The sequence below is a fragment of the Geodermatophilus sp. URMC 65 genome, assembly GCF_053502545.1.
Genome location: NZ_CP199954.1, coordinates 1,029,967 through 1,051,695, shown reverse-complemented (window position 1 = coordinate 1,051,695; position 21,729 = coordinate 1,029,967). Strand labels below are relative to the sequence as shown.

Sequence of the window (21,729 nt, the reverse complement as noted above, 5' to 3'; positions counted from 1 at the left end):
CGTTGAGCAGCGACCCCGCTCAGCGCGGGTTGCGGCGGGCGATGGCCCCGCTCAGCACCGCCGCGAACGACGTCCACGCCGCGTAGGGCACCAGCGCCGCGCCGGCCCGGCGGTCGACCGCCCACGACCGGCGGGCGAGGTCGGCGGTCGACGCGGCCAGCAGCACGGCCTCGGCGGTGGCGGCTGCCGGTCGCCGGGCGCGGAAGAAGACCCAGGTCCAGCCGGTGTTGAGCGCCAGGTTGACCAGATAGGCCCACAGGTAGGTGCGCCGTGCCCGCCCGCCGGACCCGGCCAGGGACCGGCCGCCGGCGAGGGCGAGCAGGACGTACAGCGCCGTCCACACCGGCCCGAAGGCGGACGCCGGCGGCTGCCACGGCGGTTTGTCCAGCCCGCGGTACCAGTGGGTGCCGGTGGCCGTGCCGATCCCGCCGAGGACGGCGGTGGCGGTGACGGCGGCCGAGGTGAGGGCGTAGGGGGAGCGGTCGGTCATGCGACCCCGCGTACCCGGCTCCGGCGTCTGCGAGGCTGCCGGGCATGACCGACACCCCGACCAGCGGTACGAGGACCAGCGACACGATGCCCGTGCGCATCGAACGGGACGGCGACGTCGCCGTCGTCGTCCTGGACAACTCCCCGCTGAACCTCTTCGACGCCTCGGTGTTCGACGCGATCGAGGCGGTCGCCGACGAGCTGGTCCGGCTCACCGACCCGGCCGACCCCGCACGGGCCCGGGCGGTGCTGGTCGAGGCGCGCGGCAAGGTGGTCTCCGGCGGCGTCGACGTCACGGTGTTCCGCGACATCGCCGAGGGCCCCGAGCCCGCCGGGGGCGGCGCCGACCTGTGGCGGCGGCTGCTGCGGGTGACGCAGACGTTCGAGGACCTCCCGGTGCCCACCGTCTTCGCCGCGCACGGACTGACCCTCACCGCCGCGTTCGAGCTGGCGCTGGCCTGCGACGTGCTGCTGGCCGCGGAGCGGGCGTCGTTCGGGCTGGTCGAGATCGTCGTCGGGCTGACCCCGTCGATGGGCGGGCCGCAGCGGCTGGCCGAGCGGGCCGGGTCCGCGCGGGCCAAGGAGCTGGTGTTCACCGGCGAGCGCTACCCGGCCGCCGTCCTCGAGCGGTGGGACGTGGTCAACCGGGTGCTGCCCGACGAGGGCTTCGCCGAGGCCGCCCGCGCCTACGCCCGCCAGGTCGCAGCCGGCCCGACCGTGGCGCACGCGGCCACCAAGCAGCTGGTCACCACCGCCGTCCGGCAGGGCGCGCGGGCCGCGGACGACCTCGTGCCCGACGTCTCCGGTGCCCTCTTCGCCACCGACGACCTCCGCGGCGCGGTGAGTTCCTTCCTCGCCGACGGACCGGGGAAGGCGACCTACGCGGGGCGCTGACGTCCCGCGGTGGTGCGGAGGCTCCTGCTGACGGACCGGGGGAGGCAACGTACCTGGGCAGGTGGGCGACGGTCCGGACAGCGGTTCCGGGACTCCGCGCGCGGGTAGACTCCGACGGGTCCACACCTCCTCTCGCAGGAAGGCAGGGTCGAGGGTTCTTGCCCGACTCGCACCCGAACGTCCCCGTGCCCGGAGCGCCCACGTCCCGTGAGGCCTCGGCGCAAGCCGCAGCCGCCGACGGCCACCCCGGACGGCCCGGTCTGGGGGACGCCGCCCCGGCCGCCGTCCGGACCACCATCACCGTCCCCGACTCCGTCCCGATGGTCTCGCTGCTCGGCTCCGGCGACGAGTTGCTGCGCCTGGTCGAGAACGAGGTCGACACCGACGTCCACGTGCGCGGCAACGAGATCGCCGTGACCGGCCAGCCGGCCGACAACGCCTTCGCCGTCGCGGTGTTCGACGAACTGATCGCGCTGCTCGGCACCGGTCAGGTGCTGCGCCCGGACTCGGTGCGCCGGGTCATCGGGATGCTGCGCGCCGGCGGCTCCGAGCGGCCGGCCGACGTCCTCAGCCTCGACATCATCAGCCGCCGCGGGCGCACGATCCGACCCAAGACGCTGAACCAGAAGCGCTACGTCGACGCCATCGACGCGCACACCGTCGTCTTCGGCATCGGCCCCGCCGGTACCGGCAAGACCTACCTGGCGATGGCCAAGGCCGTGCAGGCGCTGCAGACCAAGCAGGTCAACCGGATCATCCTCACCCGCCCGGCCGTGGAGGCCGGCGAGCGGCTCGGGTACCTGCCCGGCACGCTCAGCGAGAAGATCGACCCGTACCTGCGGCCGCTGTACGACGCGCTGCACGACATGGTCGACCCGGAGTCGATCCCGCGGTTGATGCAGTCGGGGACGATCGAGGTCGCCCCGCTGGCCTACATGCGCGGACGCACGCTCAACGACGCGTTCGTCATCCTCGACGAGGCGCAGAACACCACCGCCGAGCAGATGAAGATGTTCCTCACCCGGCTCGGCTTCGGGTCCAAGATCGTGGTCACCGGTGACGTCACCCAGGTCGACCTGCCCGGCGGCGCGCAGAGCGGGCTGCGGATCGTGCGCGAGATCCTCGACGGCATCGAGGACGTGCACTTCGCCAACCTGACCAGCTCCGACGTCGTCCGTCACCGGCTGGTCGGCGACATCGTCGACGCCTACGAGCGCTGGGACGCCGCGAACAACCAGCGCCAGGCGCCCAGCCAACAGCAGCCGGTGCGCCCGTCGCGGCCGCGCCGCCAAGGGAGCTGAGGGCCGTGCCCGTCGAGGTCGCCAACGAGTCCGAGATCGCCGTCGACGAGTCCTCCCTCGCCGCCATCTGCACGTACGTGCTGGGCGAGATGGGCGTGAACCCGATGGCCGAGTTGTCGGTGCTCTGCGTCGACCCGGACTACATGAGCACGCTGCACGAGCGCTGGATGGGGGAGAAGGGGCCGACCGACGTCCTCGCCTTCCCGATGGACGAGCTGGACACCGGCCGTCCCGACGAGCCGGACCCCGGCCCGGCGCTGCTCGGGGACGTGGTCCTGTGCCCCTCGGTGGCCATCAAGCAGGCCCGCGCGGCCGGCCACACGATGGACGACGAGCTGGTCCTGCTCGCCACGCACGGCGTGCTGCACCTCCTGGGCTACGACCACATGGAGCCCGACGAGGAGAAGGAGATGTTCGGCCTGCAGACGAAGCTGCTCGACGGCTGGCGCGCCGCCCCGCGGGCCCCGATGACCGGTGAGGTCGTCGACCGGGGGCCGGTCAACCGATGACCTCCGGCGAGATCACCCTGCTGGTGATCGCCGTCTGCCTGATCCCGCTCGCCGGCCTGTTCGGCGCGATGGACGCCGCGCTGCAGCGGGTGTCCAAGGCACGCGTCGACGAGATGCGCCGCGACGGCGTCAAGCGGGCCGGTGTCCTCTCCGACGTCGTCGCCGAGCGGGCCCGGCACGTGGCGCTGCTGCTCCTGCTGCGGATCGCCTGCGAGATGGTGGCCGCCACCCTGGTCGCGGTGGTCCTCTACCGGATCTGGGGCGGGGGCTGGCAGCCGGTGCTGGTCGCGGCCGGGGTGATGACCGTCGTCAGCTACGTGCTGGTCGGGGTCGGGCCGCGCACGCTCGGCCGTCAGCACGCCTACGGCACCGCGCTGGCCGGCGCGGGCGTCGTCCGGCTGCTGGGCCGGGTGCTCGGGCCGATCGCCACGCTGCTCATCCTGGTCGGCAACATGATCACGCCCGGGCGTGGCTTCCGCGACGGGCCGTTCTCCTCCGAGGTCGAGCTGCGCGAGCTGGTCGACATGGCCGAGGAGCGCGGCGTCGTCGAGTCCGGCGAGCGCAACATGATCCACTCGGTGTTCGAGCTGGGCGACACCATCGCCCGCGAGGTCATGGTCCCGCGCACCGACGTCGTGTGGATCGAGCGGAACAAGACCCTGCGTCAGGCCCTCGCGCTGGCCATGCGCAGCGGGTTCAGCCGCATCCCGGTCATCGGCGAGAACGTCGACGACGTCGTCGGGGTCATTTACCTCAAGGACCTCATCCGCCGGACCCAGGGCGGGCAGGACCCGAAGAACACCGTCAAGGTCGAGGACCTCATGCGTCCACCGACGTTCGTGCCGGAGTCCAAGCCGGTCGACGAGCTGCTGCGGGACATGCAGGCCCAGCGCATCCACATCGCGATCGTGGTCGACGAGTACGGCGGCTTCGCCGGCCTGGTGACGATCGAGGACATCCTCGAGGAGATCGTCGGCGAGATCGCCGACGAGCACGACCGCTTCCAGCGCCCGCCGGTCGAGGAGCTGCCCGACGGCTCCGTGCGGATCACCGCCCGGCTGCCGGTCGAGGACCTCGCCGCCCTCTTCGACGTCGAGCTGCCCGAGGACGACGACGTCGAGACCGTCGGTGGGCTGCTCGCCCGCGAGCTCGGCGTGGTGCCGATCGAGGGCTCGCAGGCCGAGGTGGCCGGGCTGCGGCTGGTCGCCGAGAGCACCGGCGGGCGGCGCAACCGGATCGACACCATCCTGGTCTGCCGGGTGCCCGAGGAGGAGGCCGAGACCACCGAGGCGCAGGAGCCGCAGTCGGACGGGGCCACCGCCTCCGGCGCGACCGCGTCCGGGGCCACCGCCTCCGCCGCCACGGCGTCCGGCGCCACCGGGTCCGAGGCCACCGCGTCCGGGGCCACCCGCGTCGAGGAGCCCGCCGGCGCCGTGGAAGGGTGACTCGTCGTGAGTGACCTGGACCCCGAGGACGCCAAGCTCGTCACCCTGGCCCGCTCCGCACGCGGCCGTACCGGCGCTCCCGAGGGCGCGGCGGTCCGCGACACCGACGGCCGCACCTACCTGGCCGCCACGGTCTCGCTGCCGTCCCTGCAGCTGTCCGCACTGCAGGCCGCCGTCGCCGCCGCCGTCTCCAGCGGGGTCGAGGGGCTGGAGGCGGCTGCGGTCGTCTCGGCCGCAGCCGGCGTCGAGGAGGCCGGGCTGGCCGCCGTCCACGACCTCACCCCGTCCGCCCCGGTGCACCTCGCCGGCCCGGACGGCGCCCTGCGCACCACCGCCTGACCCACGGCCGGCGACCGGCTGCTCACCGCCACCCGCGCGGCCCCGGGCTGGGCAGGTGTGCTCCGCTGTCCTCCACCCCTGCTCACAGGTGGAAGCAGGGGAAGAGGTCGCCGGGACGACCTGGGCGGCCGGCGGTATTCCGCGCACCGCGTCGAGGGGCGCCGGCACTGCCCGTAGCGGAGCGGAGACGGGCGTGGCCGTCCGGTGTGCACCGGTCCTCCCGGACGGCACGGGCGGCGCGGAGGTGTCGTCCCCGGGTGGGAGGATGGAGGACGTGACACCGCCGGACCAGCCGCCGTACCGGAGCGGCTTCGCCTGTCTGGTGGGCCGCCCCAACGCGGGCAAGACCACGCTGACCAACGCCCTGGTCGGCGAGAAGGTCGGCATCGTCAGCAACCGCCCGCAGACCACCCGGCACGCCATCCGCGGCGTCGTCCACCGGCCGGGCGGGCAGCTGGTGCTGGTCGACACCCCCGGCCTGCACAAGCCCAGGAGCCTGCTGGGCCGCCGGCTCAACGACGTCGTCCGCGACACCCTCTCCGAGGTCGACGTCGTCGTCTTCTGCGTACCGGCCGACCAGCCCGTCGGCACCGGCGACCGGTTCATCGCCCGGCAGCTGCGCGAGGCGGAGGCGCCGGTCGTGGTCGTGGTGACCAAGACCGACGCCGCGTCGAGGGAGCAGGTCGCCGAGCAGCTGCTGGCCGCCAGCCAGCTGGTCGAGGCCGCCGAGGTCGTGCCGGTGAGCGCCGTGCGCGGCGACCAGGTCGAGCTGCTCGAGGACCTGCTCGTCGGCCTGCTGCCCGAGGGCCCGCCGCTCTACCCGGAGGAGCAGACCACCGACGAGGACGTCGAGCGGCAGATCGCCGAGCTGGTCCGCGAGGCCGCTTTGGAGAAGGTGTTCCAGGAGGTGCCGCACTCGCTGGCGGTCACCGTCGAGGAGATGACCCGCCGTCCCGACCCCAAGCGGGACGGCGGCGAGCTGGTCGAGGTCCACGCGCTGCTCCACGTCGAGCGCCCCAGCCAGAAGCCCATGCTGCTGGGCAAGGGCGGCTCGATCATCAAGCAGATCGGCACCGAGGCGCGGCACGGCATGGAGACGCTGCTCGGCACCCGGGTGCACCTGGACCTGCACGTGACGGTGCTCGGCGAGTGGCAGGACGACCCCAAGAAGCTCAACCGGCTGGGGTACTGACGTGTCCACCACACCGAAGTCGCTGTACCGCGACGAGGGCGTCGTCCTGCGCGCCCAGAAGCTGGGCGAGGCCGACCGCATCGTCACGGTGCTCACCCGCCGGCACGGCAAGGTGCGCGCGGTGGCCAAGGGCGTGCGCCGCACCAAGAGCAAGTTCGGCGCCCGGCTGGAACCGTTCAGCCACGTCGACCTGCAGCTCTACACCGGCCGCACCCTCGACATCGTCAGCCAGGCCGAGTCGATCCGCTCCTACGGGCAGCCGATCGTCGCCGACTACCCGGCCTACACCGCCGGCACCGCGGTGCTGGAGACCGCCGACCGGCTCACCGCGGAGGAGAAGGAGCCCTCGCTGCGGCTGTTCCTCCTCGTCATCGGGGCACTGCGGGCACTGGCCGAGCGCACCCACCCGGCGCCGCTGGTGCTCGACGCCTTCCTGCTGCGCGCCATGTCCGTCGCCGGGTGGGAGCCGGCGCTGGGCGGCTGCGCCCGCTGCGGCGAGGAGGGTCCGCACCGGCACTTCTCGGTGCCCGCCGGCGGCATGGTGTGCCCGCCCTGCCGCCCGACCGGCTCGGCGATGCCCAACCCGGCCACCGTCGAGCTGCTCGACGCGCTGCTCACCGGCGACTGGGACGCCGCCGAGGCCAGCCAGCACGCCAACCGCCGTGAGGGCAGCGGGCTGGTCGCCGCGCTGCTGCAGTGGCACCTGGAGCGCGGGCTGCGCTCGCTCCCGCTGGTCGACCGGTCCGATCCGACGGCGCCGCGCCGGGAAGCAGGTCTGCTGAGTGAGGCGTGAGGTGAAGGCCCCGAACCCGCATCCCTCGGGCGTCCGACCCCCGCAGCTGCCGCCGGACCGGGTGCCCGGCCACGTCGCCATCGTGATGGACGGCAACGGCCGCTGGGCCAAGCAGCGCGGGCTGCCGCGCACCGCCGGGCACGAGGCGGGGGAGTCCTCGCTGTTCGACTGCGTCGAGGGCGCCATCGAGCTGGGCGTCAAGGCGATCAGCGCCTACGCGTTCTCCACCGAGAACTGGCGGCGCAGCCCCGAGGAGGTCCGCTTCCTCATGGGCTTCAACCGCGACGTCATCCGCCGCCGCCGCGACGAGATGCACGAGCTCGGGGTGCGGGTGCGCTGGGCCGGCCGCCGTCCGCGGCTGTGGCGCAGCGTCATCAAGGAGCTCGAGGTCGCCGAGGAGCTGACCCGGGACAACGACGTCCTCACGCTGACCATGTGCGTCAACTACGGCGGCCGGGCCGAGATCGCCGACGCCGCCGCGGCCATCGCCCGCGAGGTCGCCGCCGGCCGGCTCGACCCCGGCAAGGTCGACGAGGACACCGTCGCCCGGTTCCTCGACGAGCCGGACATGCCCGACGTCGACCTGTTCGTGCGCAGCTCGGGGGAGAACCGCACCAGCAACTTCCTGCTGTGGCAGTCGGCCTACGCCGAGTTCGTCTTCCTCGACACGCTCTGGCCGGACTTCGACCGCCGGCACCTGTGGGCGGCGTGCGAGGAGTACGCCTCCCGCCAGCGCCGCTTCGGAACCGCATGACGATGTTCGCGGTGACCCGGCTGCGGGTGCCGGAGGACGACGTCGAGAGTCTCGGTGCCGCCGTCGACGTCCTGCTGGCCGCGCTCGCCGTCCGTCCCGGCTTCCGGGACGGCGAGCTCGGCCGCTGCACCGACGACGACGGGCTGTGGGCGCTGGTCACCCGGTGGGACGGCGTCGGCGCTTACCGCCGGGCGCTGTCGGCGGCCGAGGTCAAGCTCGCCGGGGCGCCGGTGTGGGTGTACGCGCTGGACGAGCCGGGCGTGTACCTGCCCCAGGGGTGATCCCACGCCCGCGTGGGCATCCCCCTGTGCAGGCCGGGTCCCCGAGCACGGAGAGGCACGATGAGCGAGCCCACGCGGAACGACGCCGGGTCGGCGGCACCGCCGCCGTCCGCGGACCCCACCGTGCGGGTCGAACCGCCGCCGGTGCCCGGTCGCGCGGTGCGGGCCCAGCTCGCGGCGGGTGAGCTCACGACGCCTCCCGTGCGCCACGACGAGCCGACCGTCCACCTCGACGGCCCGGCGCCCAGGGACCCGGAGCGCACGCTGGAACTCGACGGCACGCTGCGGACCGGCGTCGCCGTGGGGCCGAAGCCCAAGCCGAGACGACGCCGGCGCACCTGGCCGTGGATCCTCGCCGTCGCGCTCGTGCTCCTCGTGCTCGGCGCGGTCCTGCTGGTCATGCTGTGGCGGGGCGCGACGCTGGAGGGCGACGTCCAGTTCCTGGGTGCGCAGCTGCAGGCGGCCGGCGACTCCGTCGGGTGGTCCGGCGGGGCGGCCCCGCGCTGACCTCCACCGCTGCCCCGCACCGTGGGCAGGGGGCGAGGTACCGCAGCGGAGGACCTGCGGCTCGCGCCGGGATGCCCGGCCGGGCGGCGGGGGAGCAGGCGAGCGGCGGCAACTACCGTGGACGGGTCAACCGCCGACCGCCAGCCGGATGGAGCCCCTCGCCGTGAGCGACAGCACCGCCAAGCACGACTCCGCACGTCTCGACAAGGTGGTGAACCTCTGCAAGCGCCGGGGGTTCGTCTTCCCCTCGGGCGAGATCTACGGCGGCACCCGCTCCGCCTGGGACTACGGACCCCTGGGCACCGAGCTCAAGGAGAACATCAAGCGGCAGTGGTGGCGCACCGTCGTCCAGGGCCGTGACGACATCGTCGGCCTGGACTCCTCGGTGATCCTGCCGCGCCAGGTGTGGGTGGCCTCCGGGCACGTCGGCGTCTTCACCGACCCGCTGACCGAGTGCCAGAACTGCCACAAGCGGTTCCGGGCCGACCACCTGGAGGAGGACTTCGAGGCGCGCAAGGGCCGGGCGCCGGAGAACGGCCTGGCCGACATCACCTGCCCGAACTGCGGCACGAAGGGCGCGTGGACCGAGCCGCGCGACTTCAACATGATGCTCAAGACGTACCTCGGCCCGGTCGAGGACGAGTCCGGCCTGCACTACCTGCGCCCGGAGACCGCGCAGGGCATCTTCGTGAACTTCGCCAACGTGATGGGCGCGGCCCGGAAGAAGCCGCCGTTCGGCATCGGCCAGATCGGCAAGTCCTTCCGCAACGAGATCACCCCCGGCAACTTCATCTTCCGCACGCGCGAGTTCGAGCAGATGGAGATGGAGTTCTTCGTCGAGCCCGGCACCGACGAGCAGTGGCACCAGTACTGGATCGACGAGCGCACCCGCTGGTACACCGACCTGGGCATCTCCCCGGAGAACCTGCGGCACTACGAGCACCCCAAGGAGAAGCTCTCCCACTACTCGACGCGCACCGTCGACATCGAGTACCGCTTCGGGTTCCAGGGCTCGGAGTGGGGTGAGCTCGAGGGCATCGCCAACCGCACCGACTTCGACCTGAAGACGCACTCGGAGCACTCCGGCGCCGACCTCACCTACTTCGACCAGGGCAGCAACACCCGCTGGACGCCGTACGTCATCGAGCCGGCAGCCGGCCTGACCCGTTCGCTGATGGCCTTCCTCATCGAGGCCTACACCGAGGACGAGGCGCCCAACGCCAAGGGCGGCGTCGACACCCGCACCGTGCTGCGGCTGGACCCGCGGCTGGCGCCGGTCAAGGCCGCCGTCCTGCCGCTGTCGCGCAACGCCGACCTCTCGCCGAAGGCCCGTGACCTGGCCGCTCGGCTGCGGCAGAACTGGAACGTCGACTTCGACGACGCCGGCGCGATCGGCCGCCGCTACCGCCGGCAGGACGAGATCGGGACGCCGTTCTGCCTCACCGTCGACTTCGACACCCTCGAGGACGACGCGGTGACCGTGCGCGAGCGCGACTCGATGAGCCAGGAGCGGATCGGCCTGGACCAGGTCGAGACCTACCTGAAGACCCGCCTGCCCGTCTGCTGAGGAATCCGGGCGGCCGTCCCGTGGGGACGGCCGCCCGACCCTCAGTCGCGCCAGCGGTACAGGTCGCGGAGCAGCGCGATCTCGGCGCCGTGGTGCAGGACCTCGCGGTTGACGTGCAGGACGAGCGTGGCCATGGGCGAGTCGGCCCAGGGGCCCTCGGCCGGTCCGCACGGCCGCCGCAGGCCCTCCTCGGCGAGACCGCGGACGCCGGCGGTCCAGGCGGCGTGGGTCGCGTCGAGCTGGGCCAGCGCGGTGGCCGCGTCGCCGGGGTACTCGTGGCTGTCGTAGTCCACCGGTGGTGCGCCGAAGTGGCCGGCCGCCCGGGCGCCGAGGACGCCGACGACCAGGTGCCCGATCCGCCAGGCGATGGTGGTGACCGGTGCCGGGTCGGGCTCGGGCAGCGCGAAGTCGATCGTGAAGTCGCCCCGTCCCGCCTGGATCGGCGCCGAGCCGGTGCCGCGCGGGCGGACGTTCCAGGCGCCGCGGACCGGCTCCCACCGGTACTCCTCGTCGGTGAGTCCCTCCAGCCGCGGCCGCAGCTGCGTGCGCCAGTGCAGGTCCAGCTGCTCGACCAGCTCGGAGGTCCAGTCCACCGTCGTCGTCCGTGTCGTCTCCATGGCTGGACGCTAGGGACGGATGCGGTCAGGTCCGGTCCGCATCGTCGGCCATCATGTCGCCGTGGCCGACCAGACCGTCCGGGTGCTGCGGCTGCTGGCGCTCCTGACCTCGGCCCGCAGCTGGCGCGGTGAGGACCTCGCGGCCCGGCTCGGGGTCACCGCCCGCACGGTGCGCCGCGACGTGGAGCGGCTGCGCGAGCTCGGCTACCGGGTGGACGCCGCACCTGGTCCCGCCGGCGGCTACGTGCTCGGCCCGGGCACCGACCTGCCGCCCCTGCTGCTGGACGACGAGGCCGCCGTGACCGTCGCCGTCGCGCTGCACCTGGCGGCCTCCGACGCGGTCGGCGACGCCGAGGAGGCCGCGGTGCGCGCGACCTCGGCGGTCGAGCAGGTCCTGCCCGCCCGCCTCCGCCGCCGGGCGGTCGCGCTGCAGTCGGCCACGGTGTCGTTGCCGGCCGGCGGGCCCGCCGTCGACGCAGGGCTGCTCGGCGTGCTGGCCCTTGCCTGCCGTGACGGTGAGCGGCTGCGCTTCTCCTACACGGACCGCGACGGGACCGGCACCCGGCGGCACGTGGAGCCGTACCGCCTGGTGTGCACCGGCCGCCGCTGGTACCTCGTCGCCCACGACCTGGACCGCGACGACTGGCGCAGCTTCCGGGTCGACCGGCTGGCCGAGCCGCTGCCCACCGGCGTGCGGTCCCGTCCCGCGGACCCGCCCGACGCCGCTAGGTACGTCAGCGAGGGGACGGCCGCGGGGCCCTACCGGTGGCGGGCCCGCGTCGTCCTGCAGGCACCGGCCGACGTGGTCGCCGCGCAGGTGCCGGCCACGGCCGCCGTCGTGGAGGCCCTGGACGACGAGCGGTGCCTGCTGCTCACCGGAGCCGACCACCTCGAGGTGATCGTCGCCCACCTCCTCCTGCTGGCCACGCCGTTCACCGTGCTGGAACCGCCGGAGCTCCGCGAACGGTGCCGGGTGGCAGCGGGGCTGCTCGCCGCCGCGGCGTCCGCCGAGCCCGACGGGCTGCGCTGAAGCGGGGTCCACAGGCGGCGGCCGAGCCCGGCACGCGCCGTTGAGAGGTGTATCGCGTACACCTCCGTGTGTATGGTGTGGGGGTGAGCCGGACGAACATCGACATCGACGACGATCTCGTCGCCGGTGTCATGCGCCGCTACGGGTTGTCGACGAAGAAGGAGGCCGTCGACTTCGCCCTCCGCCAGGTCTCGGTCGTCCCGATGACGACGCAGGAGATGCACGCGATGCGGGGCAGCGGGTGGGATGCGGACCTCGAGGGGATCCGGAGCGGCGAGGGTGCTGAGGTGGCCGCTCAGTGGGGCGAGGGGTGAGCGTCCTCGTCGACTCCTCGGTGTGGATCGCCTATCTCCGCGACTCCGGCGGCCCCGAACTCGAGCTGCTGGAGCAGCTCATCGGCGAGCAGCGGGCGGCGACGACCGACGTGGTGCTGCTCGAGGTGCTGGCCGGCACGACGGACGAGGAGCGCGCGGCGCGACTCCGCCGCTTCCTGGCCGGCGCAGAGCTGCTCCGCCAGCAGTCACCGGTGGACGCCGAGCACGCGGCTGCCCTGTACCGCGCGTGCCGGCGAGCGGGTGAGACGCCCCGGTCGCTCAACGACTGCCTCGTCGCGGCCGTCGCACTGCGGCACGGCGTCCCGGTGCTCCACCGGGACCGCGACTTCACCGTGCTGGCCGCCCACACGGACCTGCGCGTGGTGGACCCGGCAGCCTGACGCTGCCCAGCTCCGAGCCGAGGACCAGCGCGGCGAGCCGCTGCCGGGCCGTCACGGAGCGGGGAGGTACGCGGCGGGCCTGCGCCAGAGGAGCAGGTACCGCCAGAACAGCAGCCGCCGCACCCGGACGCCGGGCAGGAGACGGGTGGCCTCGGCGCGGACCTGCCGGACGGTGAGGTCGGGCGCGGCCACCGGCATGGCGGCGTGCGTGGCCTCGGACCGGAACAGGTCCGCCCCGGTGAGCGGCCGCAGCGCGGCGAACCCCAGCCCCAGGGCGTGATGCGTCACCGCCGCCGCCAGCTCCACCCCCAGCTCGTGGGGCAGGTCGGCGCGGGGGAGGGCCACCGCGGCGAGCACGCCTCCAGGGCGCACCCAGCGGGCCATCCGCGGCAGGACGTCGGACAGCGGCAGGTGGTGGAGCAGGGCGGAGCTCACGACGGCGTCGTAGTGCCCGGCGGGCAGGTCCGCCGTCCGCAGGTCGGCCAGGTGCAGCGTCAGGTTGGGCGGGGCCGCGCGTGCGGCAGCGGCCACCATCGCCGGAGAGCGGTCGACCGCGTCGACGTGGTGGACCCGCGAGGCGAGCCGGCGGGCCAGCGTCCCGGCGCCACAGCCGACGTCCAGCACGCGGGTGGCGTCCGGGGGGACCCGGGCGAGGAGCAGGCGGTGGTACCAGCCGTTGTGGTCCCAGTCGGTCCCCCGCACGGGGCACCCTCCTGTCGAGCGCCGGGTGACGTGCCTCGCCACCTACCCTGGAGATCGTGAGCAGCAGCGTCCTCGAGCGGCCGTCGTCCCCCGTGACGGGCCCGGCTCCGCTGCGCCTGGGCGCGCTCACCGTCGACCCCGCCGTGGTGCTCGCCCCGATGGCCGGCATCACCAACCCGGCCTTCCGCACGCTGTGCCGCGAGTTCGGCGCCGGGCTCTACGTCTGCGAGATGATCACCACGCGGGCGCTGGTCGAGCGCAACGAGAAGACGCTGCAGATGGTCCGCGCGACCCCCGACGAGGCGGACGCCTTCTCCGTCCAGCTGTACGGCGTCGACCCGGCCACCGTCGGCCGCGCGGTGGAGATGCTCGTCGACGAGGGCGTGGCCGGCACCCGCCCGGCGCACGTCGACCTGAACTTCGGCTGCCCGGTGCCCAAGGTGACCCGCAAGGGCGGCGGCTCGGCGCTGCCGTGGCGGCGGGTGCTCCTCCGCGACATCGTGCGGGCCGCCGTCCGCGCCGCCGGCGACGTCCCGGTCACGGTGAAGACCCGCATCGGCATCGACGCCGACCACGTCACCTACCTCGACGCCGGGCGGATCGCCCAGGACGAGGGCGCGGCGGCGATCACCCTGCACGGGCGCACCGCCGACCAGCTCTACAGCGGCACGGCCGACTGGGCCCCGATCGCCCGGCTGGTCGAGGCCGTCGACATCCCGGTGCTCGGCAACGGCGACATCTGGGAGGCCGATGACGCGCTGCGGATGGTCGCCGGGACCGGCTGCGCCGGCGTCGTCATCGGCCGCGGCTGCCTGGGCCGGCCGTGGCTGTTCGGTGACCTCGCGGCCGCCTTCGCCGGGCGGACCCGCCGCGCGCTGCCGACGCTGCGCGAGGTGGCCGCGGTGATGCACCGGCACGCCGCGCTGCTGTCCGAGGAGCAGGGCGAGCTGCACGGCTGCACCGACTTCCGCAAACACGTCGCCTGGTACCTCAAGGGGTTCTCCGTCGGCTCCGACGTCCGCCGCGCGCTGGCGATGGTCAGCTCGCTGGACGAGCTGGCCGAGCTGCTGGCCGGCATCCCCGACCAGCCCTACCCGACGGCGGTGCTCGGCGGTCCGCGTGGACGCACCACCCCGCCGCGGCCGGTCGCGCTGCCCGAGGGCTGGCTGGCCGACCGCGACGACCCCCGGCCGCCGGCCGGCGCCGAACTGCTGGTGAGCGGCGGATGAGCGTCGACGGGTGGAGCGGGCGCACGGACCGGGGTCGAGCCATGGGTTCCGCGAGGACGACGGGCGAGGGAGCATCGCAGCGAGATGCCCGGAGCCGACGGCGAGTGGGCATCGCAGCGAGCGCCAGCGAGCGAGCAGCGGAGCGAGCGCGGCGGCGACTGGTTGCGTCGAGCGAGGAGCGGATCGAGACCGGAGTCGAGCCGTGAGCACAGGCCCCTACCTCTACGACGACGACCCGGCGCCGCTGCACACCGGCACCCCCCGCCCCGCACGGGCGCTGATCCTCGCGGTGATCGGCGGGACCGTCGCCGTCGCCGTCGGCATGGCCGTCGGCCTGCCGCTGGTGAAGGGCAGCCCGGAGGAGCAGGCCCGCGAGGTCTCCGGGGTCTTCCTCGCCGCGCTCGCCCAGGACGACCTCGAGACGGCCTACGGGCTGCTCTGCGCGGAGGAGCAGGCGCGGCTGGCGCCGCAGGCGGTGCCCACCGAGTACGCCCCCGGCGGCACCGGTGAGGTCACCGGCACGACCGCCGACGAGGTGGACGGCGCACCGGTGCAGCGGGTCGAGGTCGCCTGGAGCGACGGCAGCACCTCCACCCTCACCGTCGTCAGCCAGCAGGGCCCCCGCGTCTGCGGGACCTCGGCCGCCTGAAGAAGGACCACCCTTCCCCCACGCCTCGCAGGCTCGGCGTGGGTCCCTGAAGGGTGGCCGTTCCAGTCCGTCACCAGGCTCGCGGCGGGACCCTGAAGGGGGCCGCCGTCCGGAGGGCTGGCGTCTCCCCGACCGGTGGTCCACGATCACTGTCTGGTCCTGAGATGACGTATGAGACGTCTACCTGCCACAGCGGCTCGGGAGCGGGCTCGCCGGTGCGGCGACGGGCGACCCCGGGACGCCGTCCCCGGCAGGCAGTGACCAGCCGGCGGACGAGCGCGGAGGTGCACGGTGGGCAGCGGTACCGGGACGGCCACGTGGGTCTACGACTTCAGCGAGGGCAACAAGGACCAGAAGGACCTGCTGGGCGGCAAGGGCGCCAACCTGGCCGAGATGACCAACCTCGGGCTGCCGGTGCCCCCCGGGTTCACCATCACCACCGACGCCTGCCGCTTCTACCTCGAGCACGGCAGCACCCCGCCGGAGCTGGCCGACCAGGTGACCGAGCACCTGACGGCGCTGGAGAAGGCGATGGGCAAGACCCTCGGCGACCCGACGGACCCGCTGCTGGTGTCCGTGCGCTCCGGCGCCGCCGCGTCGATGCCCGGGATGATGGAGACCGTCCTCAACGTCGGCCTCAACGACGAGTCGGTCCGCGGGCTGGCCGCCCAGTCCGGCAGCGAGCGCTTCGCCTGGGACTCCTACCGCCGGCTCATCCAGATGTTCGGCAAGACCGTCCTCGACATCGACGGCGAGCTGTTCGAGCACGCCCTCGACGAGGCCAAGCGCGAGCAGGGCACCGAGTCCGACCTGGACCTCGACGCCGAGCACCTCGAGGACGTCGTCGGCCGGTTCAAGGCCATCGTCCGCGAGCAGTGCGGCCGCGACTTCCCGCAGGACCCGCGCGAGCAGCTCGACCTCGCGATCAACGCCGTCTTCGACTCGTGGAACTCCGAGCGGGCCATCCTCTACCGCCGCCGCGAGCGCATCCCCAGCGACGCCGGCACCGCGGTCAACGTCGTCGCCATGGTCTTCGGCAACCTGGGCATGGACTCCGGCACCGGCGTCGCCTTCACCCGCGACCCCGGCACCGGCGAGCAGGGCGTGTACGGCGACTACCTGCAGAACGCGCAGGGCGAGGACGTCGTCGCCGGCATCCGCAACACCGTGCCGCTGCCCGAGCTGGAGCGGATCGACGAGGGCGCCTACCGCGAGCTGCTGTCGACCATGAGCACCCTCGAGTCGCACTACCGCGACCTGTGCGACATCGAGTTCACCGTCGAGCGCAACAAGCTCTGGATGCTGCAGACCCGCGTCGGCAAGCGGACGGCGGCGGCCGCCTTCCGGATCGCCACCCAGCTGGTCGACGAGGGCCTCATCGACATGGACGAGGCGGTCCGGCGGGTCACCGGCGACCAGCTGGCCCAGCTGATGTTCCCGCGGTTCGTCTCCGGCGGGGACGCCACCCAGCTCACCCAGGGCATGAACGCCTCGCCCGGCGCCGCCGTCGGCAGGGCGGTGTTCTCCTCGGAGACCGCCGTCCAGTGGGCCGAGCGGGGCGAGAAGGTGGTCCTCGTCCGGCGGGAGACCAACCCCGACGACCTCTCCGGGATGATCGCCGCCGAGGGCGTGCTCACCAGCCGCGGCGGCAAGACCTCGCACGCCGCCGTCGTCGCCCGCGGCATGGGCAAGACCTGCGTCTGCGGCGCGGAGGAGCTGCAGGTCGACACGAAGAACCGCCGCTTCACCGCGCCCGGCGGGACGGTCGTCGAGGAGGGCGACGTCATCTCGATCGACGGCTCCACCGGCAGGGTGTGGCTGGGCGAGGTGCCGGTCGAGGCCTCCGCCGTCGTCCGCTACTTCGAGGGCGAGATCGACCCGGACTCCGCCGAGGCAGACGACCTCGTGCGCAGCGTGCACCGGATCCTCGCCCACGCCGACGAGGTGCGGCGGCTGGACGTGCGCACCAACGCCGACACCCCCGAGGACTCCGCCCGCGCCCGGCGCTTCGGCGCCCGCGGCATCGGCCTGTGCCGGACCGAGCACATGTTCCTCGGCGACCGGCGGCAGCTGGTGGAGAAGCTGATCCTCGCCGAGGACGACGAGGGCAAGCAGACCGCCCTCGACGCGCTGGCGCCGCTGCAGGAGCAGGACTTCCTCGAGATCTTCGAGGCGATGGACGGGCTGCCGGTGACCGTGCGGCTGCTCGACCCGCCGCTGCACGAGTTCCTGCCCGACCTCACCGACCTCTCGGTGCGGGTCGCGGTCGCCGAGGCCCAGGGGCACCCGGACGAGGCCAACCTGCGGCTGCTGGCCGCCGTCCGCCGGCTGCACGAGCAGAACCCGATGCTCGGCCTGCGCGGCGTGCGGCTGGGCCTGGTGGTCAAGGGGCTGTTCGCCATGCAGGTGCGGGCGATCGCCGAGGCGGCCTGCGAGCGCAAGCGGGCCGGCGGCGATCCGCGGCCGGAGATCATGATCCCGCTGGTCGGGGCGGTGCAGGAGCTGGAGGCGATCCGCGAGGAGTCCGAGCAGGTGCTCAGCCAGGTGTTCGAGGAGTGCGGCGTCGAGCTCGAGGTCCTCATCGGCACGATGATCGAGGTACCCCGCGCGGCGCTCACCGCCGCCGAGATCGCCCGGTCGGCCGCGTTCTTCTCCTTCGGCACCAACGACCTCACCCAGATGACCTGGGGCTTCTCACGGGACGACGTCGAGGCCGCGTTCTTCCACGCCTACCTGGACAAGGGCATCTTCGGCGTCTCGCCGTTCGAGTCGCTGGACCGGCCCGGCGTCGGCCGGCTGGTCGAGATCGCCGTCGAGGAGGGCCGGGCGGCGCGGCCGGAGCTCAAGCTCGGCGTCTGCGGCGAGCACGGCGGCGACCCGGACTCGGTGCACTTCTTCCACGAGGTGGGGCTGGACTACGTGTCCTGCTCGCCGTTCCGCGTGCCGGTCGCCCGGCTCGAGGCCGGCCGCGCCGTGCTGGGGGCGGAGCGCGCCGGCTCCTGAGAGGGGACCCCAGCTCCGGCCTCCCCGCAGGGGCCCGCCGCGAGCCTGCGAGCGGTGGGGGCGGGGAGGTCCCTTCTCTCGCAGGCTCAGGCGGAGGGCCCCTGCACCGGGGCCGGCTCGCGGAGGTGGTCCGGCACGCCTGTCGCACCGCCTCCGGACCGACAGCCGCGCGTGGTACCCATGACGGATGGGCGTGCGCGCGGGGAGCCTGGTGGGCCGGGTCGTGGGCGCCCTCGTGCTCGCCGTCGTCCTGCTGGTCGTCTCCACCGCGACGGCGATCTGGTGGACGGCGCGGCAGGACTCGAAGCCGCCCTCCGACGCGATCGTGGTGCTCGGGTCGGCGCAGTACAACGGCGTCCCGTCGTCCATCTTCGAGGCGCGGCTGGAGCACGCGCTGCAGCTCTACGAGGCCGGCGTCGCGCCGGTGGTGGTGACCGTCGGCGGCAAGGCCGACGGCGACCAGTTCACCGAGGCGGCGTCCGGGCGCGCCTACCTGACCGAGGCCGGCGTGCCGGAGGACGCGCTGCTGGCCGTCGAGGAGGGCGTCGACACGCTGGAGAGCATGCGGGCCGTCGGCACCGCGTTCGACGAGCGCGGCTGGGACTCGGCGGTGCTGGTGACCGACCCGTGGCACGCGATGCGCGCCGAGCGGATGGCCGAGGACGCCGGCATCACCGCCGACAGCTCGCCGACCCGGCAGGGCCCGGCGGTGCAGACCCGCACGACGCAGTTCCGCTACATCCTCCGCGAGACGGCTGCCTACCTGCTCTACCGCGCGACCGGCGAGAGCATCGCCGGCGCCCCGGGGATCGGGTGAGGCACGTGCTCGAGCTGGGCAGGACCGGTGGCGCCGGCGTCGGGAAGGGCGTGCGCCCGGTGCTGCGCGACGGTGTCGTCGTCGCCACGCTGCGGATCGCCCACTGGAAGGAGGCGGCCACGGCCGTCGTCGAGGACCGCGAGTGGGTGCTCGCGAAGGACGGGCGGGAGCTGGTCGGCCGGTGGCCGGCCGACCCGGCGGGGGCGGCGCGGCTTCGCGCCCGCCGGACGTCGTGGTGGCGCGGCACGTGGGACGTCGACCTCGAGGGGCTGGTGCTCCAGGCGGCGCGGGCGTCGTTCTGGCGCAGCAGCCTGCGCTACACCGACGGCGGCCGGCAGGTGGCCGTCGGCGGGAGCACGGGTGGCTGGTCCCCGCGGCAGACCCTGAGCGCCGACGTCCCGCTGCCCCTGCACGCCCAGGTCTTCCTGCTGTGGGTGCAGCTCGTGGTCGACCGGCGCGCGCAGGCCGCCGCGGCGTGAGCTGGCTGAGGCACGAGCGGGGGCCCGCCCAGCCGGGCCGGCCCCCGCTCGTCGGTCGTCAGCGCCTCACACGGGCACCTCGGCCCTGGGCGCCTCCTCCAGGCGCAGCTCGGGCGGCGCCACGCGCAGGCCACGGGTGAGCACCAGCAGCCAGACGACGCCGAGCCCCAGCCACGACAGGCCGAGCCACAGCGCGTGGCCGTCCAACCGGGTCAGCAGCCACACGTTGACCGCGGCCCCGACCAGGGGGACGACGACGAACGTCAGCGGGTCGAGCGACTCGCCGGCCCGCCGCTGCCGCAGGAAGTGGGACAGCACGCAGACGTTGACCATCGTGAACGCGGTGAACGCGCCGAAGTTGATGAACGACGTCGAGGTCGACAGCGAGAACTCCAGGGCCAGCAGGCCGACCACGCCGCTGAGCGCCAGGTTCACCACCGGGGTGCGGAACCGCGGGTGCAGATAGCCGAACACCCGCCGCGGCAGCACGCCGTCGCGGCCCATGGCGTACATCAGCCGGCTGACGCTGGACTGCGCGGCCAGCCCCGAGGCGATGCCGCCGATGACGACGCCGGCGACCAGCAGCGAGGCGAACAGGTCGCCGCCGATCCTGGTGGCGATGTCGAAGGCGGCCGAGGACTCGTCGGCGAAGGTGCCGCCCGGGTGCACCAGCTGGGTCACGTAGCCGACCGCGATGAAGATGAGGCCACCGGTCAGCGCGGTCAGCACGATCGCGCGGGGGATGGTCCGGGTCGGGTCGTGGGTCTCCTCGGTGAGCGTGGTGACCGCGTCGAAGCCGAGGAAGGAGTAGGCGGCGATCGCCGCGCCGGAGGCGATGCCGCCGATCGTCGTCGCCGAGTTCCACAGCGGGGCCGTGGCCGATCCGCCGTCCCCGTGCTGCAGGGAGAGCACGACGAACGCCACCAGGACGAGCATGGTGAAGGCCATCAGCAGGTAGTTGGCGACGTCGGCCAGCCGGACCCCGAGCACGTTGATCCCGGTGGTCACGAGGATCTGCCCGACCACCCAGATCCAGAACGGCACGGAGGGGAACTGGGCCTGCAGGAAGGACGCGCCGATGAGCCAGATGACCATCGGCAGGAAGAAGTAGTCGAGCAGGATCGCCCACCCGACCAGGAAGCCGGCCCGGGAGTCGACGAGCTTGCGCACGTACGTGTAGGCCGAGCCCGAGACCGGGAAGGTGCGGGCCATCTTCCCGTAGCTCAGGGCGGTGAACAGCATCGCGACCGTCGCGAGGACGTACGCCGTCGGCGTCGTCCCGGCGCTGGCGGCGGCGACGATGCCGAAGGTCGTCAGCACGACCATCGGTGCCATGTAGGCCACGCCGAAGAGCACCACCGAGGGCAGGCGCAGCTGGGGCACGAGGGAGGGCTGGGCAGGGGGCATGACGGGCTCCCGGGGATGAGTGGTCAGGTCCGACCGCGCCGCCCGGTCGGACCGGTGCGGCGGGGGAGTCGAGGGGGTCAGGCGGAGGTGCTGCCGCGCCAGGTCGCGGGGTCGATCCGGCCGCCGTACACGGGCAGCGGCACGGGACCCTCGTCGTGGCCGTGCTGGTACTGGTCCCACACGCGGTTGAGGCCGGCGGTGCCGAAGCGGCGGACGGTCGTCACGGCGTCGAGGTCGATCACGTCGGTCAGGACGGAGGGCAGCTCGCTGACCGCCTCCACCCGGACACGACCCTCGGGGTCGACCAGCAGACTGCGGCCCAGGCCGGACGGCGTCCCGGCGTTCACGCTCGCCACGAACACCTGGTTGACGATCGCGTTGGCCCGCGCGATGACCGTCTCCTGGGCGCGGTCAGCGGTCGGGGTCTTCACCAGGTTCAGCACCAGTTCGGCCCCCAGCCAGGCCAGCTGGCGGGTGTGCTCGGGGAACCAGGCGTCGTAGCAGACCGACAGCCCGACCCGGCCGTGGCCGGGCATCTCGAACACGACGAACTCGCGGCCGGAGCTGCAGGTCTCGTACGGTCGCCAGGGGAAGATCTTGCGGTACGCGGCGGCCCGCCGGCCCTCGGGGGAGTAGACGAGCGCGGTGTTGTAGATCCGCCCGTCCTCGCCCAGCTCGCTGACGCTGCCGGGGACCAGCCAGACCCCCAGGTCGCCCGCGAGCTGGGCGAGGAACTCGTGCCGGGGGCCGTCCAGCGGCTCGGCGGAGTCGGCGACCTGCTGCTCGGTCCGGCGGGGGTCGAGGTCGTCCCCGGCCAGGTGCAGCTCGGGGTAGACCAGCAGGCGCGACTGCGGGTACGTGCGGGCCACCTGCTCGACGTGCTCGGCGAAGCCCTTGAGGTCACCGGGCTCGCGGCCGGCCGCCTGGACGAGCGCGAGCGGGAGGGGTCGGGACATGTCGCTCCTCGGGGGTGGTGGTCCGGTCGCGTCCTCGCCGTCCCGGATTCCTTG

The 21,729-nt window shown here is 73.8% G+C and carries 24 protein-coding genes; 19 read left to right on the top strand and 5 right to left on the bottom strand.

Features of this window, described 5'->3' with window-relative positions:
* Positions 1 to 19: 19 nt before the first annotated feature.
* Positions 20 to 490 carry a TspO/MBR family protein gene (locus tag ACWIX7_RS04880; RefSeq protein WP_448620439.1) on the bottom strand — a complete coding sequence of 157 codons (471 nt, stop codon included), beginning with the start codon at positions 488 to 490 and terminating at the stop codon, positions 20 to 22.
* A 44-nt stretch (positions 491 to 534) separates the two neighbouring features.
* Here ACWIX7_RS04880 and ACWIX7_RS04875 point away from each other — a divergent pair, with 44 nt between their 5' ends.
* The 11 genes from ACWIX7_RS04875 to ACWIX7_RS04825 all read left to right on the top strand — a co-directional run bounded on the left by ACWIX7_RS04875 (position 535) and on the right by ACWIX7_RS04825 (position 10,071).
* Positions 535 to 1,383, top strand: a complete 849-nt coding sequence (locus ACWIX7_RS04875; RefSeq protein WP_448620438.1) for an enoyl-CoA hydratase/isomerase family protein — start codon at positions 535 to 537, stop codon at positions 1,381 to 1,383.
* Positions 1,384 to 1,568: 185 nt separating this feature from the next.
* Positions 1,569 to 2,684, top strand: coding sequence for a PhoH family protein (locus ACWIX7_RS04870; RefSeq protein WP_448620437.1), 1,116 nt, complete (start codon positions 1,569 to 1,571; stop codon positions 2,682 to 2,684).
* A gap of 5 nt (positions 2,685 to 2,689) precedes the next feature.
* Positions 2,690 to 3,193 carry an rRNA maturation RNase YbeY gene (gene ybeY / locus ACWIX7_RS04865; protein ID WP_448620436.1) on the top strand — a complete coding sequence of 168 codons (504 nt, stop codon included), beginning with the start codon at positions 2,690 to 2,692 and terminating at the stop codon, positions 3,191 to 3,193.
* Positions 3,190 to 4,638, top strand: a complete 1,449-nt coding sequence (locus ACWIX7_RS04860; RefSeq protein ID WP_448620435.1) for a hemolysin family protein — start codon at positions 3,190 to 3,192, stop codon at positions 4,636 to 4,638. The genes ybeY and ACWIX7_RS04860 overlap by 4 nt, the downstream gene beginning before the upstream one ends.
* 6 nt (positions 4,639 to 4,644) lie before the next feature.
* Entirely contained in the window at positions 4,645 to 4,977 is a 333-nt protein-coding gene (locus ACWIX7_RS04855) for a cytidine deaminase (RefSeq protein WP_448620434.1), read from the top strand.
* Between the two features lie 274 nt (positions 4,978 to 5,251).
* The gene (gene era / locus ACWIX7_RS04850; protein ID WP_448620433.1) at positions 5,252 to 6,169 is read left to right on the top strand and encodes a GTPase Era; all 918 of its coding nucleotides are present in this window, start codon (positions 5,252 to 5,254) and stop codon (positions 6,167 to 6,169) included.
* Position 6,170: 1 nt separating this feature from the next.
* The gene (recO, locus tag ACWIX7_RS04845) at positions 6,171 to 6,962 is read left to right on the top strand and encodes a DNA repair protein RecO (RefSeq protein WP_448620432.1); all 792 of its coding nucleotides are present in this window, start codon (positions 6,171 to 6,173) and stop codon (positions 6,960 to 6,962) included.
* Between the two features lies 1 nt (position 6,963).
* Positions 6,964 to 7,716, top strand: a complete 753-nt coding sequence (locus ACWIX7_RS04840) for an isoprenyl transferase (RefSeq protein WP_448620431.1) — start codon at positions 6,964 to 6,966, stop codon at positions 7,714 to 7,716.
* A complete protein-coding gene (locus ACWIX7_RS04835) occupies positions 7,713 to 7,997 on the top strand; it encodes an antibiotic biosynthesis monooxygenase family protein (protein WP_448620430.1) in 285 nt (94 codons plus the stop codon). Before ACWIX7_RS04840 ends, ACWIX7_RS04835 begins: the two co-directional genes overlap by 4 nt.
* Positions 7,998 to 8,057: 60 nt before the next feature.
* Positions 8,058 to 8,504 carry a hypothetical protein gene (locus tag ACWIX7_RS04830; protein WP_448620429.1) on the top strand — a complete coding sequence of 149 codons (447 nt, stop codon included), beginning with the start codon at positions 8,058 to 8,060 and terminating at the stop codon, positions 8,502 to 8,504.
* Between the two features lie 163 nt (positions 8,505 to 8,667).
* The gene (locus ACWIX7_RS04825; RefSeq protein WP_448620428.1) at positions 8,668 to 10,071 is read left to right on the top strand and encodes a glycine--tRNA ligase; all 1,404 of its coding nucleotides are present in this window, start codon (positions 8,668 to 8,670) and stop codon (positions 10,069 to 10,071) included.
* A 41-nt stretch (positions 10,072 to 10,112) separates the two neighbouring features.
* Here the strand turns inward: ACWIX7_RS04825 and ACWIX7_RS04820 are convergent, their stop codons facing one another.
* Entirely contained in the window at positions 10,113 to 10,688 is a 576-nt protein-coding gene (locus ACWIX7_RS04820) for a DinB family protein (protein WP_448620427.1), read from the bottom strand.
* Positions 10,689 to 10,749: 61 nt separating this feature from the next.
* Between ACWIX7_RS04820 and ACWIX7_RS04815 the strand changes: the two genes are divergently transcribed.
* The 3 genes from ACWIX7_RS04815 (at position 10,750) to vapC (ending at position 12,433) form a co-directional block, all read left to right on the top strand.
* On the top strand, positions 10,750 to 11,718 hold the full coding sequence (locus ACWIX7_RS04815) for a helix-turn-helix transcriptional regulator (RefSeq protein WP_448620426.1): 969 nt from the start codon (positions 10,750 to 10,752) through the stop codon (positions 11,716 to 11,718).
* An 83-nt stretch (positions 11,719 to 11,801) separates the two neighbouring features.
* Positions 11,802 to 12,032, top strand: coding sequence for a type II toxin-antitoxin system VapB family antitoxin (locus ACWIX7_RS04810; protein ID WP_448620425.1), 231 nt, complete (start codon positions 11,802 to 11,804; stop codon positions 12,030 to 12,032).
* On the top strand, positions 12,029 to 12,433 hold the full coding sequence (vapC, locus tag ACWIX7_RS04805) for a type II toxin-antitoxin system VapC family toxin (protein WP_448620424.1): 405 nt from the start codon (positions 12,029 to 12,031) through the stop codon (positions 12,431 to 12,433). The genes ACWIX7_RS04810 and vapC overlap by 4 nt, the downstream gene beginning before the upstream one ends.
* 51 nt (positions 12,434 to 12,484) lie before the next feature.
* On the opposite strand, the gene ACWIX7_RS04800 is transcribed toward vapC, so the two are convergent.
* Complete coding sequence (locus ACWIX7_RS04800; RefSeq protein ID WP_448620423.1) at positions 12,485 to 13,135, bottom strand: class I SAM-dependent methyltransferase; 651 nt, start codon at positions 13,133 to 13,135, stop codon at positions 12,485 to 12,487.
* A 56-nt stretch (positions 13,136 to 13,191) separates the two neighbouring features.
* Between ACWIX7_RS04800 and dusB the strand changes: the two genes are divergently transcribed.
* The 5 genes from dusB to ACWIX7_RS04775 all read left to right on the top strand — a co-directional run bounded on the left by dusB (position 13,192) and on the right by ACWIX7_RS04775 (position 19,312).
* On the top strand, positions 13,192 to 14,364 hold the full coding sequence (gene dusB / locus ACWIX7_RS04795; RefSeq protein ID WP_448620422.1) for a tRNA dihydrouridine synthase DusB: 1,173 nt from the start codon (positions 13,192 to 13,194) through the stop codon (positions 14,362 to 14,364).
* 202 nt (positions 14,365 to 14,566) lie between these two features.
* Positions 14,567 to 15,013 carry a hypothetical protein gene (locus ACWIX7_RS04790; protein ID WP_448620421.1) on the top strand — a complete coding sequence of 149 codons (447 nt, stop codon included), beginning with the start codon at positions 14,567 to 14,569 and terminating at the stop codon, positions 15,011 to 15,013.
* Between the two features lie 291 nt (positions 15,014 to 15,304).
* A complete protein-coding gene (gene ppdK, locus ACWIX7_RS04785) occupies positions 15,305 to 18,016 on the top strand; it encodes a pyruvate, phosphate dikinase (RefSeq protein ID WP_448620420.1) in 2,712 nt (903 codons plus the stop codon).
* A 187-nt stretch (positions 18,017 to 18,203) separates the two neighbouring features.
* A complete protein-coding gene (locus ACWIX7_RS04780; protein ID WP_448620419.1) occupies positions 18,204 to 18,833 on the top strand; it encodes a YdcF family protein in 630 nt (209 codons plus the stop codon).
* Positions 18,830 to 19,312, top strand: coding sequence for a hypothetical protein (locus tag ACWIX7_RS04775; RefSeq protein WP_448620418.1), 483 nt, complete (start codon positions 18,830 to 18,832; stop codon positions 19,310 to 19,312). Before ACWIX7_RS04780 ends, ACWIX7_RS04775 begins: the two co-directional genes overlap by 4 nt.
* A 66-nt stretch (positions 19,313 to 19,378) precedes the next feature.
* Here ACWIX7_RS04775 and ACWIX7_RS04770 read toward each other — a convergent pair whose 3' ends face one another.
* Both ACWIX7_RS04770 and ACWIX7_RS04765 read right to left on the bottom strand, forming a co-directional pair.
* On the bottom strand, positions 19,379 to 20,719 hold the full coding sequence (locus ACWIX7_RS04770; protein ID WP_448620417.1) for an APC family permease: 1,341 nt from the start codon (positions 20,717 to 20,719) through the stop codon (positions 19,379 to 19,381).
* A 77-nt stretch (positions 20,720 to 20,796) separates the two neighbouring features.
* Entirely contained in the window at positions 20,797 to 21,675 is an 879-nt protein-coding gene (locus tag ACWIX7_RS04765) for a carbon-nitrogen hydrolase family protein (protein WP_448620416.1), read from the bottom strand.
* Positions 21,676 to 21,729 lie beyond the last annotated feature (54 nt).